Raw genomic sequence first — 14,480 nt, 5'->3', positions numbered from 1 at the left:
TGGTACCGGCCGTCCGGGCCGGAAGGGTCGGGGACGTGGCGGGCGGTCAGAGCCGGGAGCGGCGGCGCCCGGCCGGCGCGGGCTTCGCCGCCGCGGCCGCCTCGCTCTGTTCCTGTTCCTGTTCCTGCTCCAGTCGCCGGACCAATCGGGTCTCGCAGTGGTCCAGCCAGCGGATCTCTGCCTCGGTCTGGAAGATCAGCTGCTCCAGCACCAGCAGCCAGGCCAGGTCGGAGTGGCGTCCGGTGTCGGCGGCCAGGGCCTGGCCCTTGAGCCGGGTGTAGTCCTGGAGGGCCTTCATGCTGTGCCGGCGCTGGCCCTGGACCACGGCCGGGACGTCGACGCCCGGCACGGTCACCGCCATCGCGAGCTTGATCGCCAGTTCGTCGCGGGGCGGATTGGTCCGCGGCACCGGGGTGTCGAACCAGCGGCGCAGTTCCGCGCGTCCCTCATCGGTGGCGGCGTAGAAGAGATGTCCCTCCTCGTCCTCGCCGGCCGGGACGACCAGGCCGTCGCGCTCCAGGCGGCCCAGCGTGGTGTAGACCTGGCCGACGTTGAGCGGCCAGGTGGCACCGGTACGTGCCTCGAACTCGGTACGGAGCTGGTAGCCGTAGCGCGGGCCCTGGTCGAGCAGGGCGAGAAGACCATGACGGATGGACATACCACGTATGTATACCCGGTATGCGCAAACTGCTCAAGCCCGGCACCCGGTACCGTCGTACGGTGTGAGCCAGCTGCGCATCGCCACCTTCAACCTGTTGCACGGTCAGCCCCTGGCCGCCGACGGCAGTCCGCTGCCGTTCCCGGACGACGCGGCCGACCCGGGCGGACCGCTCGGCGAGGCCGTCGCCGGGCTGGACGCGGACGTGCTGGCCCTCCAGGAGGTGGACCGGCACCAGGAGCGGTCCGGCCTGGTCGACCAGACCGCCGTCGCCGCCAAGGCGATGGGCGCCTCGGACTGGCGCTTCGCGGCCGCCGTGCACGGCCGCCCCGCGCCGGTGGCCGGCTGGCTGCCCGACCCGGCCATGAGCGGCCTGCAGGTCTACGGCCCGGCCGAGGTCGACACCTCGACCGACCTGCCCGCGTACGGCACCGCCCTGCTCACCCGGCTGCCGGTGCACCACTGGCGGGCCCGCCGGTTCGCCCCCGCACCGTTCGGGCTGCCGCTGCGCGTGGCCGGCCGGCGCGGACTGACCACCGTGCCGGACGAGCCGAGGGCCACGCTGGCGGCGGTCCTGGAGGGGACGCACGGCCCGTTCACCGTGGTCGCCACCCACCTGTCCTTCGTGCCGGGGTGGAACGTCGCCCAGCTCGCGGGGATCCGGCGGTGGATCTCCGACCTCCCCAGGCCCTACCTGGTGCTCGGCGACTTCAACCTGATCGGCGCGGTGCCGCGCACCGTGCTCGGCAGCGCCAGCGCCCTGGAGCGGACCACCTCGCAGGCACGGATCCGGGAGCTGCGGGCCGCCCGCCGGGCCCGCGCGGCCCAGCCCGGCCCGCGACGGCGCCGGGGGCGCGAGCCGCGACCGCGCCTGCAGGGCTGGTACGACCTGGCCCGCACACCGACCTACCCCTCGCACCGGCCGGCCGTTCAGTTCGACCACGTGCTGGCGGTCGGCGTGCCCCGCCGCGCGGTCGGCCCCGCGGTCACCCCGCGCACGGCCGTCTCCGACCACCGCCCCCTGGTGGTGGACGTCACGCTGTAGCCGGCCACGCCGGGCGCTTCCTCAGGGCGTGACCGCGCCCGCCGCCTGCTGCCCCGCCTGGTGCGGGAGCCTGCACCCCGTCGGCTCGTACTGGAGCAGCAGCATCGCGGCGTCGTCGCCGAGCTTGTGGCCGACGTGCCGCACCACGTCCTCGTGCAACCGGCGCAGCACCTCGACCGGCCCGCCGACGGCCAGCCCCGGCAGCCGCTCGCCGAGCGGGTAGAAGACGCCGCGGTCGTCGCGGGCCTCGATCACGCCGTCGGTGTAGAGCAGGACCCGGTCGCCGGGCCGGAACGTCACCCGCTGGATCGGCGGCCGGACGTCGGCCGGGTCGAGCACGCCGAGCGGCGGTACCGGCTCGGCCGGTTCCAGCAGTTCGAGCTCCCCGTCGGTGCGGATCAGCATCGGCCCGGGGTGGCCGCAGTTGACGATCTCCGCGTTGCCGTCCGGGCAGACCCCGATCAGCACCAGGGTGACGAACTCCTCCTCCACACCGGGGTGGTCGTTCTCGTGCAGCGCACGGTCCAGGCTGACGGCCAGCCAGCCGGCCACCCGTTCGAGCGCGGGCTCCTGATGGGCCGCCTCACGGAAGGCGCCGAGGACGGCCGCGGCCGTCTCGACCGCGTTCAGCCCCTTGCCGCGGACGTCGCCGACCACCGCCCGGACGCCGTGCCGGGTGTTGACCACCTCGTACAGGTCGCCGCCGATCGAGGCGTGCGCCGCGGCGGCCGCGTAGTGCACGGCGGCCCGGACGCTGCCGACCCGGTCCGGGACGGAGCGCAGCAGCACCCGTCTGGCGATCTCGGCGACCAGCTGGGCCTCGGCCAGCGCGCGCTCCTGGCGCAGCCGGAGCGTGGCGCTGACCCAGCCGATCCCGGCCACCAGGGCGATCGCCAGCACCGTGGCGGTGTGCACGGACTCGCCGAGCACCTGGTTGTAGGCGGCCATCAGGAAGGCGACCGCCTCGGCCACCGCGCCGATGAACAGCGGGTACCAGGTGCGCCGGCTGACCACCGCGGCGAGGGCGGGCACGGCGGTGAGGGCGGGCTCCACCGTCACCCGGTTGTTGCTGAACCAGTCCAGCGAGGCCACCAGCAGCATGCCGATGAGCGGCAGCGCGTGGGAGAGTCTCGGCCAGGTACCCGTCGCCGTACCCGGGAGCGGCCCGGGGGCCGGCCCGGCGATCCGTTCTCTGATCCATCCGGTCGCGCTCAACGTCGGTCTCTCCAGCGAAGGTGGCCGGTGCCGGGGGACACCTGCAGTGATGACGGAAAGTCAGGGACTGCGTCCCTGCCGGTGGGTCGGCGCACGGACGTGACCGGTTACCGACCCCACAATAGGCGCGAAACGTGCACAGCACACGGGTTTCGCGTGATCCCGTGACGACTTGGATGCTCTGAGTGACTCATTCTTCACTATTCCCGATCAGAAGCCGGGTCAACTCTTTTCGGTCGGGAAGTCCTGACGGTCTTTCGACCCGCCCGCTGCGGACGTACAGGAAGGAAGCCGTGACCTGCTCCACCGGAACGCCCGCCTGCTCCGCCCAGGCCACCCGGTAGATGGCCAGTTGCAGCGGGTCGGCCGTCTCCTCCCGGTGGGTCTTCCAGTCCACGACCTCGTAGCGTGACGACTCCGGCGACGCTGAGCCACCGTCACTCTCCCGGTAGACCGCATCGATCCGGCCGCGCACCACTCGTCCCGCGAGCATCAGCTGGAAGGGCGCCTCGACCCGCAGCGGACGGCGCGCGGCGTACGGGCTGCGCAGGAAGGCCTCCTTGAGCCGGGCCAGGTCGCGCTCGTCCTCGATGCCGTCCTCGTCCATCCCCGGCAGCGCGCCGGGCTCGATCAGCAGCAGCGGCTCGATCCGGGACTGCACCCAGGCGTGGAAGCGGGTGCCGCGGCGGGCGGCCGGCTGCGGCGGGCGCGGCATCGGCCGGGCCAGCTCGCGGGCGAAGCCGTCCGGGTCGGCCGCGAGCCGCATCAGCTGGGACGCGGACAGCGAGCCCGGCAGCGGCACCTCGCGGACGGTCCGCCGGGACTTCTCCAACTCGCCCAGCAGGGAGGTCAGGTCGCGGTCCCAGGAGGCCACCGTGCGCAGGCTCTCGGGGGTGAGTCCGACCGGCTCGGGGCCGGGTTGCCCGGCCAGCCGGGCCTGGACCACCGTGGCGACCCGGCGGCGGGCCTGCTGGGCACCGCGGTCCAGCGGGAGCGGCCACGGTGTCTCCACCGACACCGTGAGCACCGGGTTCTCCGCGTCCGGCAGCGGCTCCTCGGCCCACCGCTCGACCTCGCCGCAGCCCGGCCGCTCGCAGAACTCCCGCAGCTGCCGCAGGAAGTCGGACGGCCCCCGGCGGCGCTTCTGGCTCGGCCCCCACCAGTGGCCGCTCGCCAGCAGCAGGGAGCGCGGCCGGGTGAAGGCCACGTAGCCGAGCCGCAGTTCCTCGGTGGTGGAGTGCGCGGCCATCTCCTTCTTGAACAGGCCGAGCTCCTTGGCCGTCCAGCCGGTCACCACCGGCAGGGTGGCCGTGTCCCCGCGCAGGGCGTGCGGCAGGACCTTCTTGGTGCTCGTCCACCGCTCGCGGCCCTTGCTACCGGGGAAGACGTCCTTCACCAGGCCGGGGACGGCGACCACGTCCCACTCCAGGCCCTTGGACTTGTGCGCGGTGAGCACCTTCACGGTGTCCTCGCCGCCCGGCAGGCTGTTGTCCAGCCCTCGCTCGTACTCCTGGGCGGCCCGCAGGAAGGCCAGGAAGGCGGACAGCCCCGGATCGCCGTCCAGGTCGGCGAAGCCGGCCGCGATGTCCAGGAAGCTGTGCAGGGTCTCCCTGCGGCGGGCGGCCAGCGCCAGCGGGGAGGCGGCCAGCTCCACCTCCAGGCCGGTGGCGGCCAGCACCCGGTGCAGCACGTCCATCAGCGGCTCCGCCAGCGAGCGGCGCAGCTCGCGCAGCTCGCGGGCGAGCCGGGCGAAGCGGATCTTCGCCTCCGGGGAGAACGGCAGCTCGTCCGGGGGCTGGGCCTCCAGGAAGGTCTCCAGCGCGTCCGCGAGCGAGACCACCTCGGTCGGGTCGGTCTCCGCCACGGCGGCGGCCAGCGGGTCGGCGCCGGGCAGCCGCTCGGTGCGGACCAGGTCGGCGGCCCGGCGGCCGAGCAGGGCGAGGTCGCGCGGGCCGATCCGCCAGCGCGGGCCGATCAGCAGCCGGACCAGCGCGGCGTTGGCCGTCGGATCCTGGAGCACCTCGCAGACCGAGACCAGGTCGGCGACCTCGGGCAGCTGCAGCAGCCCGCCCAGGCCCACCACCTCGACCGGCACCTCGCGGGCGACCAGGGCGGCGTGGATGTCCGGGAACGCGGCGCCGCCGCGGCACAGGACGGCGATCCGGCCGGGCGCGGTGCCGGTCCTGACCAGATGCGCGACCGAGTCGGCCAGCCAGCCGATCTCCTCCGCGTGGGTGGGCAGCAGCGCGCAGCGGACGAAGCCGTCCTGCTCGACGCCGGGGGCCGGGCGCAGGGCCTCGACGCCCTCGTGCATGGCACGCAGCGGGGCGGCGAGCCGGTTGGCGAAGTCGAGCAGCCGCCCGCCGCTGCGGCGGTTCTCGCTGAGCGCGTACCGGGGGGCGGGGGTGCCGTCGCGGCGCGGGAAGTGCACCGGGAAGTCGTCCAGGTTGGCGACCGAGGCCCCGCGCCAGCCGTAGATCGCCTGGCACGGGTCGCCGACGGCGGTGACCGGGTGGCCGGAGTCCTCGCCCCGGCCGAACAGGCCGGCCAGCATCAGCCGCTGGGCGACCGAGGTGTCCTGGTACTCGTCCAGCAGCACCACCCGGAACTGCTCCCGCAGCAGCCGGCCCACCTCGGGCCGCTGCTGGGCGAGCCGGGCGGAGGCGGCGATCTGGTCGCCGAAGTCCATCAGGCCGGCCGAGCGCTTGCGGCCGCGGTAGTCCTCGACCAGGTGCAGCAGCTCCTGCCGGGCCCGGGCGGCGGTGGGAACGGCCCGCAGGTCCTCGTTGCTCAGCCGCACCGTGGCGAGGGTGTCCAGCAGCTCCTCGTCGTACGCGCGCAGCGCCGCCGGCTCGACCAGGTGCTCGGCCAGCTCGCCGTCGAGCGCGATGAGGTCGGCGACCAGCGCGGAGAAGGTACCGGTCAGCCCGGGGAACGGGCCGCGGGCGGAGCGCAGGACCTTGGCCGCGAGCTGGAAGCGGGTGGCGTCGGCGAGCAGCCGGACGTCCGGTTCTATGCCCAGGCGCAGCCCGTGCTCCTTCAGCAGCCGGCCCGCGAAGGCGTGGTAGGTGGAGATCTCCGGCTCGCCGAGGGAGTCCTCCCCCGGCTCCAGCACCTGGGCCCGCAGCAGTGCCTTGCGGACCCGCTCCGCGAGCTCGCCGGCCGCCTTGTTGGTGAAGGTGAGGCCGAGCACCTGCTCCGGCCGGACCGCGCCCGAGCCGACCAGCCAGACCACCCGGGCGGCCATCACCGTGGTCTTCCCGGACCCGGCGCCCGCGACGATCACGGCAGGCTCCAGCGGGGCGCCGATGGCCAGCATCTGCTCCCGGTTGAAGGGAATGCCGAGCAGGTCCTTCAGCTGGTCGGGGTGGGTGAGCACGGCTTGCACGCCGACAACGCTAACCGCAAGCACCGACAGTGCGGGTCACTCGACCAGCTGTCGGCCGTCCCGCTGGGCGGAGCAACTGGCGCGGAAGGAGCACCGGGCGCAGTTCTCGCCCGCGGTCGGCACGAAGCGCTCGGCCAGCACCCGGCCGGCCGCGTCGGCCAGCAGGTTCTCGATCCACGGCTCGCCGTCCGGCGGGCCCTGGTGCTGGACCTTGGGCCCTTCGGCGTCCCGCTTGGCGGGCTCCCGCAGGTGGACCAGCTCGGCGCCACCCGCCGCGGCCCCCTCGGGGAAGCCGGGCAGGCCGTCCAGCGCGCCGTTGCGGACGGCCAGCTGGTAGACCGCCAGCTGCTTGTGCTCGGGCAGCGACTTGTCGGTGGGGATCCGCTTGCCGGTCTTGAAGTCGACCACGTACGCGCGGCCCACCGAGTCCTGTTCGACCCGGTCCATCGAGCCGCGGATCCGGACGGCGACCCCGCCCACCGTCAGGGTCAGGTCGAAGCCGTGCTCGGTGGCCACCGTGGTGCGGTCCCGCTCCAGCACGTGCCAGTGCAGGAAGCGCTCCAGGGCGGAGCGGGCCTCGGTCTTCTCCTGCTGGGACTTCCACGGCGCGTCGAAGGCCAGCGCGTCCCAGACCGTGTCGAGCCGCTCCATCAGGACCGCGAGGTCCGCCGGAGTCCGGCCGGAGCCGACCTCGTCGGCCAGCGCGTGCACCACGTTCCCGAAGCCCTGGGCGGCGGTGGTGCCGGTGGCCGCCTTCACGTCCTTGTCCAGGAACCACTGCAGGGCGCAGCTCTCCAACTGCTCCAGCCCGCTGCCGGACAGCCGGACCGGCACCCCCGGCTCGCGCAGCGGCTCGGGTGCGGCGCTCTGGTCGAGCAGGCCCCACCAGCGGTCCGGGTGCGCGGCCGGCACCAGCGGCACACCGTCCTCGTCGGCGGCGGCCGCCAGCAGCGCGAGCCGCTCGGCGGCGGCCTGCCGCAGACCCGGCGGCGCCGCCGGGTCGACGGTGACCGAGCGCAGCTCGGCGACCAGCGCGGCCACCGAGAGCGGCCGGCGCGGGCGGCCGGTGACGTCCTCCACGGTGACCTGCGGGGTCCTGCCGCGCACCCGGCCGGTCCGCGGGTCGAGCTCCTCGCGATAGAGCTCGCGCAGGAACCGGGACGGCTCGTCGCCGTCCTCGGCCTGGGCCCTGACCGCGGTCACGACCAGCCGTTCCTTGGCCCGGGTCGCGGCGACGTAGAACAGCCGGCGCTCCTCGCCGAGCAGCGCGGCCGGGGAGAGCGGCTCGGCCAGGCCGTCCCGCCCGATCCGGTCCGCCTCCAGCAGCGAGCCGCGGCGGCGCAGGTCGGGCCACAGACCCTCCTGGACGCCGGCCACCACGACCAGGCGCCACTCCAGCCCCTTGGAGCGGTGCGCCGTCATCAGCCGGACGGCGTCCGGGCGCACGGCCCGGACCGTCAGGGTGTCGGCGGCGATGTCCTGGGCCTCCAGCTCGGCCAGCAGCTCGGCCGCGCCGCGGTGCCCCGCGACCTGCTCCTCGGCCCGGGCGGCGGTCTCGAACAGGGCGCACAGCGCGTCCAGGTCGCGGTCGGCGTTGCGGCCGCCCGCGCCGCCGCGCAGGGCGGCCCGCTCCAGCCGCTCCCGCCAGCGGCGGCTGCCGTCCCACAGCTCCCAGAGCGCCTCCTCGGCGCTGCCGCCACCGGCCAGCAACTCCCGGACCTTGCGCAGCAGCATCCCCAGGTCGCGTGCCCGGCGGGCGTACAGCGGCTCCATCGCGACCAGCCGCTCGGGCTCGGCCAGCGCCTCGCGGATCAGCTCCTCGGCGGCGCGCGGCGCCCGCGGAAGCGGTCCGCGGGCACCCTCCCGCCGCTGGGCGGGGACGGCCGGGCGCGACAGCCCGCCCTCGGACCGGGGCGCGGACTCGTACTGCGGCTCCGGCTCCGGCTCCGCCTCCGGCTCGGGCTCGGTGAGGTCCCACTCGCCGTCCGCCCACTCCTCGGCACCACGCTCGGCCGCGCGGGCCGCCGCCCGCAGCGCGAGCCGGTCCTCCTCGCGCAGGGCCCGGCCGAGGCGCCGCAGGTCGGAGCCGTCCAGCCCGCCGAGCGGGCCGGTGAGCAGGGTGTGGGCGAGCTCCGCGGTGAGCGCCTCGACGGGCTCGGCGCAGACCCGCAGGGCCAGCAGCAGCGGGGTGACGGCCGGCTCCTCGCGCAGCGGCAGGTCGTCACCGTCGATCTCCAGCGGCACCCCGGCGGAGGTCAGCGCCCGGCGGACGCCCGGGATGGACCTGGCGCCGGCCCGGACCAGCACCGCCATCTCGCCCCAGGGCACGCCCTCCTCCAGGTGGGCGCGGCGCAGCAGGTCGGCGATCGTGTCCAGCTCGGTGCCGGGCGTCGGACAGGTGTACACCTCGACCCGGCCGCCCTCCTGGGCGGGCAGCAGCGCACGGTGCTGGGCGAGCTTGTCCGCCGGGAGCCGGCCCATCGGCATCCGGCGGGCCAGCTCCCGGGACGCGGCGAGCAGGACGGCGCCGGAGCGCCGCGAGACCCGCAGCACCCTGACCTCGGCGGGGCCGCCGTCCGTCCGTCGGAAGGTCTGCGGGAAGTCGAGGATGCCGTTGATGTCGGCGCCGCGGAAGGCGTATATCGACTGGTCGGGGTCGCCGACCGCGACCAGGTCCCGGCCGTCGCCGGCCAGCTGCCGCAGCAGCCGCACCTGGGACGGGTCGGTGTCCTGGTACTCGTCGACGAAGACCACCTCGTACCGCTGCCGCAGCTGCGCCCGCACCTCGGGACGCTCCGCGAGCAGCACCGCGCGGTGCACCAGCTCGGCGTAGTCGAGCACCCCGCGCAGGTCCAGAACGTCCAGGTAGTCGGCGAGGAAGTGGGCGGCGGCGGCCCAGTCCGGGCGCTGCACGCCGTCGGCGAAGCGGGACAGCTCGGCCTCGCCGAGGCCGAGCTCGCGGCTGCGGGCGAGCACCGCGCGGACCTCGTCGGCGAAACCGCGGGTGGTCAGACAGGCCCGCAGGTCGAGCGGCCAGCCGATCCGGCCGACGCCCAGCCGGGCGTCCTCGGCGTCACCGGCCAGCAGCTCGCGGACCATCACGTCCTGCTCCGGGCCGGAGAGCAGCCGCAGCGGCTCGGCGTACTCCTCGGGGCTCTGGTGGGCGCGCAGCAGGGCGTAGCAGAACGAGTGGAACGTGGTCGCCTGCGGGGCGAGGCCGTTGCCGACCCGCGCGGTCATCCGGTCGCGCAGCTCCATCGCCGCCTTGCGGCTGAAGGTGAGGACCAGGATCCGCTCCGGGTCGGTACCGTCGGCGATCCGGCGGGCGACGGCCTCCACCAGCGTGGTGGTCTTCCCGGTGCCGGGCCCGGCGAGCACCAGCAGCGGGCCCGAGGCGTGCTCGACCACCGCCTGCTGATACTGGTCCAGGACAGGCGGGGCGGGCTGCGCGAGCGGGTTGCGCACCAGGCGGAAAGGGGAGGTCAATGCGGTCCAGAACGGTCGTACTGCGGTGGTGCTTCGGTCAGCGTCGGGGCGGGCCTCGTGGGGCCCGCCCGTATCGAGCCTACGATCCTGCCCCGTCATTCCCGCCCGCGCACCCGGTTCGACCGGATCGGGGGCGTGCCGGAGCGGGTTCGCTACCGCCCGTCCCAGCGGGCCTGCCGGAGGTCGACCCGGGGCTCGCCGGCCACCGTGCGCAGCGGGGTGCCCTCGGTCCGGTACTCGGGCAGCGCCCGGAGTTCGTGGCCGGGCAGCGGCCGCCCGTCGGCGCGGATCACCCGCCACCAGGGCACCGCGGCACCGTACAGCGCCATCACCCGGCCGACCTGGCGCGGGCCGCCCTGGCCCAGGTACTCCGCGACGTCCCCGTACGTCATGACCCGGCCGGGCGGGATCCGCTCGGTGAGGTCGAGGACGGCCTCGGCGAACGGCGGCAGGTCGTGCCCGGCGCCTGCGGGGTGGAGGTCGGAGGGCTCGCTCATCTGCCGCATTCTTCCGCATCCGGTCGATTTCGGGACCCCTCGCGGATGATCCGCCGCGCCCGATGCGCCCCCTGTCCAGCACCGGACGCCGCGGCATGGCAGCATCTTCGGGGCAGCGCGCGATGATACAAGGACAAGACCAGATGACCGGGACGGCAGACGTGAACGTGGACAAGGGCTCGGACGAGTCCGCCACCGACGGTTCTGCGGGCCCCGAGCACACCGAACCCGAGGCCGTCTCGCTGGACAAGGCGCCGGACCTCACCCCCCGCCGCACGCCCCGGCAGGCCCGGCCGCAGGACGGGCCCGGCCCGGACGAGCCGCCCGCTCCGGAGCATGCCGAGCACCGGCTGGCCATCGACGAACCGCTGCTCCCGCCCCGCGCGCACCGCCCGTCCGACCTGCTCCGGTTCATCGCCGGCGTGCTCGCGATCATCGCCGTCTTCGTGCTGGCCCAGGTCGCGGTCGCGACCACCACCGGCATCGAGAACGACATCGCGAACAACACCGACAAGGTCCCGAGCCTGCTCAGCACCATCGCCGCGCTGGTCTCCAGCGTGGCCGTGCTGGCCGTGCCGCTCGCCTTCGCGGTGGAACGGCTGATCAAACGGGACGGCCTGCGGGTCGCCGACGGCGTGCTCGCCTCGGTGCTCGCGTACGGGGTCTCGCTGGGCGTGGACTGGTGGGTCGCGGCCGGCGCCCCCGGCACCGTCCGGGAGGCCCTCACCCAGCTGCGGGACGCCTCCGGGGACACCCTCACCGACCCGGTGCACGGGTATCTGGCCCCGGTGATCGCCTATATGACGGCCGTCGGCATGTCGAGCCGCCCGCGGTGGCGGGTGGCGCTGTGGATAGTGGTCATCCTCAGCGGTACGACCGAGCTGATCAGCGGTTACACCACCCCGCTCTCACTGCTGCTGACCGTCCTGATCGGCTGGTCCGTCGCGTACGGCACGCTGTACGCGATCGGCTCGCCCAACATCCGGCCGACCGGCAAGACCCTGCTGATCGGACTCCGCAAGGTCGGCTTCACCCCGTCCGCCGCGCACCGCGCGCCCGACGCCCCCGGCGACACCCGCCGCTACCTGGTCACCCAGCAGGACGGGCCACTGCTGGACGTCCACATCATCGACCGCGAGCAGCAGGCCTCCGGCTTCTTCTACCGGGCCTGGCGGCGGCTGCGGCTGCGTTCGGTGGCGGTGCGGCGCAGCCCGCAGTCGCTGCGCCAGGCGCTGGAGCAGGAAGCCCTGATCGCCTACGCGGCCGCCGCCTCCGGCGCCCGCGCCCCGCAGCTGGTGGCCACCTCGGAGCTCGGCCCGGACGCGGCGATCCTGGTCTACCAGAACGTCTCCGGCCGGACGCTGGACGAGCTCACCGAGGAGGAGGTCACGGACGACGTGATGGCCTCGCTCTGGGAGTCGGTCGGGGCCCTGCACGAGCGGCGGATCGCGCACCGCCGGCTGACCGGCGAGTCGCTGCTGGTGATGGACGAGAAGACCGGCTGCCTGGTCAACCTCTCCGGCGGCGACATCGCGGCCGGCGACCTGACCCTGCGGATCGACGTCGCCCAGCTGCTCACCACCTTCGCGCTGCGGATCGGCCCGGAGCGGTCGGTGGCGGTGGCGACCAGGGTGCTCGGCCCCGAGCGGGTGGCCGCCGCGCTGCCGCTGCTCCAGCCGGTCGGGCTGAGCCGCTCGACCCGGATCGACCTCCAGCGGATGACCAAGGAGCGCAAGGCCGCCGCCCAGGCGCTGGCCCTGGAGCAGGTCGCGGCGGGCGAGCGGACCCAGGAGCAGGCCGAGGAGGACATCGCGGTGGCCGGCGAGGATCTGCTGAGCCGGATCCGCGGCCAGATCCTGCAGATCGCACCCGAGGCGCCGATGGCTCCGGCGAAGCTGGAGCGGCTCAAGCCGAAGACGCTGATCATGGTCATCGCGCTGACCTTCGCGGCCTACCTCGCGCTCACCACCATCCAGCCGGGCCAGCTGAAGCTGTCCCAGATGAACTGGGCCTGGGCCTCGGTGGCACTGGTCGCCTCGGCGGCCAGCTACGTCGCGGCGGCGATGAGCCTGACCGGGTTCGTGCCCGAGCGGCTGCCGTTCAAGCGGACGGTGGCGGCCCAGCTGGCCGGATCGTTCGTCAAGCTGGTGGCGCCCGCGGCGATCGGCGGCATCGCGCTCAACACCCGCTACCTGCAGAAGGCCGGGATCCGCCCCGGGCAGGCGGTGGCCAGCGTCGGCGCCTCCCAGCTGGCCGGCCTGGCCGGGCACCTGCTGCTGCTGTTCGGCTTCGGTCTGATCACCGGGAGCCAGACCAACGGGGACCTGGGCGCCTCCCGGGCAGTGATCATCGGGGTGCTGACGGCCGCCGTCCTGGCCCTGGTGGTGGCCGCGGTCGCGCCGCTGCGGCGGTTCGTGGTGACCCGGGTCCGCTCGCTGTTCTTCGGCGTGGTGCCCCGGATGCTGGACCTGATGCAGACCCCGTCCAAGCTGGTCAGCGGCTTCGGCGGCATCCTGCTGCTGACCCTCAGCTTCACCTCCTGCCTCTACGCCTCGGTGCAGGCGTTCGGCGGGTCGATGACCTTCTCGGCGGTCGCCGTGGTCTTCCTGACGGCCAACGCGGCCGGTTCCGCGATCCCCACCCCGGGTGGTATCGGCCCGGTCGAGATCGCCCTGATCGGCGCCCTGACGGTGGGCAACGTCCCGCCCTCCGCGGCCACCCCCGCCGTCTTCCTGTACCGGCTGCTGACCTTCTGGCTGCCGGTGATGCCGGGCTGGATCTCCTACAACGTGCTGCAGCGCAGGAACGCGCTCTGAGGCCTGTCGGACAGGCCCGGGGCGGGCGGAGCCCGGCACCGACGGCGAAGGGCCGCCACCTCCCGGCGGAGGCGGCGGCCCTTTGGTCGCTCTTCGGTCGCTCTTCGGTCGCTCTTCGGTCGCTCTTCGGTCGCGCTTCGGGAGTCCGGCCGGCCGGTCGGCCGTCCCGTCCCGGACCGGTCCTAGTAGACCGGCTTGTGCGGCTCGATCTGGTTGACCCAGCCGATCACGCCGCCGCCCAGGTGGACGGCGTCGCCGAAGCCGGCCGACTTGAGGACGGCCAGCACCTCGGCCGAGCGCACGCCCGTCTTGCAGTGCAGCACGATCTTCTTGTCCTGCGGCATCTTCTCCAGCGCGGTGCCCATCAGGAACTCGTTCTTCGGGATCAGCGTCGCGCCCGGGATCGAGACGATCTCGTACTCGTTGGGCTCGCGGACGTCGATCAGGAAGATGTCCTCGTCCTCGTCCAGCCACGCCTTGAGCTGCTTGGAGGTGATGGTCGCGCCCTGCGCCGCGGCCTGGGCCTCCTCGGAGACGACGCCGCAGAAGGCCTCGTAGTCGATCAGCTCGGTGACCGTCGGGTTCTCACCGCAGAGCGCGCAGTTCGGGTCCTTGCGGACCTTCACCTGGCGGTAGGTCATCTCCAGGGCGTCGTAGATCATCAGCCGGCCGACCAGCGGCTCGCCGACACCGGCCAGCAGCTTGATCGCCTCGGTGACCTGGATCGAGCCGATGGACGCGCAGAGCACGCCCAGCACGCCGCCCTCGGCGCAGGACGGGACCATGCCCGGCGGCGGGGCCTCCGGGTAGAGGCAGCGGTAGCAGGGACCGTGATCGGCCCAGAACACGCTGGCCTGGCCGTCGAAGCGGTAGATCGAGCCCCACACGTACGGCTTGCCGAGCAGCACCGCTGCGTCGTTCACCAGGTACCGGGTGGCGAAGTTGTCCGTGCCGTCCACGATCAGGTCGTAGCCGGCGAAGATCTCCATCACGTTGGAGTTGTCCAGGCGGTCCTCGTGCAGGATCACCTCGACGTAGGGGTTGATCTCCTTGACCGAGTCGCGGGCGGACTCGGCCTTGGAGCGCCCGATGTCGGACTGGCCGTGGATGATCTGGCGCTGCAGGTTGGACTCGTCGACGGTGTCGAACTCGACGATGCCGAGCGTGCCGACACCGGCCGCGGCCAGGTACATCAGGGCGGGCGAGCCGAGGCCGCCGGCGCCGACACAGAGCACCTTGGCGTTCTTGAGGCGCTTCTGCCCGTCCATGCCCACGTCGGGGATGATCAGGTGGCGTGAGTACCTGCGGACCTCGTCGACGGTGAGCTCGGCGGCCGGCTCGACCAGGGGTGGCAGCGACACGGAAACTCCGATGG

Annotated in this window: 8 protein-coding genes; 2 read left to right on the top strand and 6 right to left on the bottom strand. The window is 74.1% G+C overall.

Going from position 1 to position 14,480, the window contains the following annotated elements; all coding sequences use genetic code 11:
* Positions 1-46 precede the first annotated feature (46 nt).
* Positions 47-658, bottom strand: coding sequence for a PadR family transcriptional regulator (locus OG871_RS23480; protein ID WP_371498955.1), 612 nt, complete (start codon positions 656-658; stop codon positions 47-49).
* Between the two features lie 64 nt (positions 659-722).
* On the opposite strand from OG871_RS23480, the gene OG871_RS23475 reads away from it, so the two are divergent.
* On the top strand, positions 723-1,703 hold the full coding sequence (locus OG871_RS23475) for an endonuclease/exonuclease/phosphatase family protein (RefSeq protein ID WP_371498954.1): 981 nt from the start codon (positions 723-725) through the stop codon (positions 1,701-1,703).
* A 21-nt stretch (positions 1,704-1,724) separates the two neighbouring features.
* On the opposite strand, the gene OG871_RS23470 is transcribed toward OG871_RS23475, so the two are convergent.
* From OG871_RS23470 to OG871_RS23455, 4 genes are all read right to left on the bottom strand, one after another.
* Positions 1,725-2,918, bottom strand: coding sequence for a PP2C family protein-serine/threonine phosphatase (locus tag OG871_RS23470; protein WP_371498953.1), 1,194 nt, complete (start codon positions 2,916-2,918; stop codon positions 1,725-1,727).
* A gap of 190 nt (positions 2,919-3,108) precedes the next feature.
* On the bottom strand, positions 3,109-6,306 hold the full coding sequence (locus tag OG871_RS23465) for a UvrD-helicase domain-containing protein (RefSeq protein WP_371498952.1): 3,198 nt from the start codon (positions 6,304-6,306) through the stop codon (positions 3,109-3,111).
* Positions 6,307-6,342: 36 nt separating this feature from the next.
* Entirely contained in the window at positions 6,343-9,792 is a 3,450-nt protein-coding gene (locus OG871_RS23460; RefSeq protein ID WP_371498951.1) for an ATP-dependent helicase, read from the bottom strand.
* Positions 9,793-9,944: 152 nt separating this feature from the next.
* The gene (locus OG871_RS23455; protein ID WP_371498950.1) at positions 9,945-10,289 is read right to left on the bottom strand and encodes an MGMT family protein; all 345 of its coding nucleotides are present in this window, start codon (positions 10,287-10,289) and stop codon (positions 9,945-9,947) included.
* Between the two features lie 143 nt (positions 10,290-10,432).
* Between OG871_RS23455 and OG871_RS23450 the strand changes: the two genes are divergently transcribed.
* A complete protein-coding gene (locus OG871_RS23450) occupies positions 10,433-13,105 on the top strand; it encodes a flippase-like domain-containing protein (protein WP_371498949.1) in 2,673 nt (890 codons plus the stop codon).
* 182 nt (positions 13,106-13,287) lie between these two features.
* Here OG871_RS23450 and moeZ read toward each other — a convergent pair whose 3' ends face one another.
* Positions 13,288-14,466: an adenylyltransferase/sulfurtransferase MoeZ gene (gene moeZ, locus OG871_RS23445; protein ID WP_350637860.1), complete on the bottom strand. Its 1,179-nt coding sequence runs from the start codon at positions 14,464-14,466 to the stop codon at positions 13,288-13,290.
* Positions 14,467-14,480 lie beyond the last annotated feature (14 nt).

Origin of the sequence: Kitasatospora sp. NBC_00374, from assembly GCF_041434935.1 — a bacterium.
Taxonomy (GTDB): domain Bacteria; phylum Actinomycetota; class Actinomycetes; order Streptomycetales; family Streptomycetaceae; genus Kitasatospora.
The sequence above is the reverse complement of the archived record's forward strand: the minus strand, read 5'-3'. Positions and strand labels throughout refer to the sequence as shown.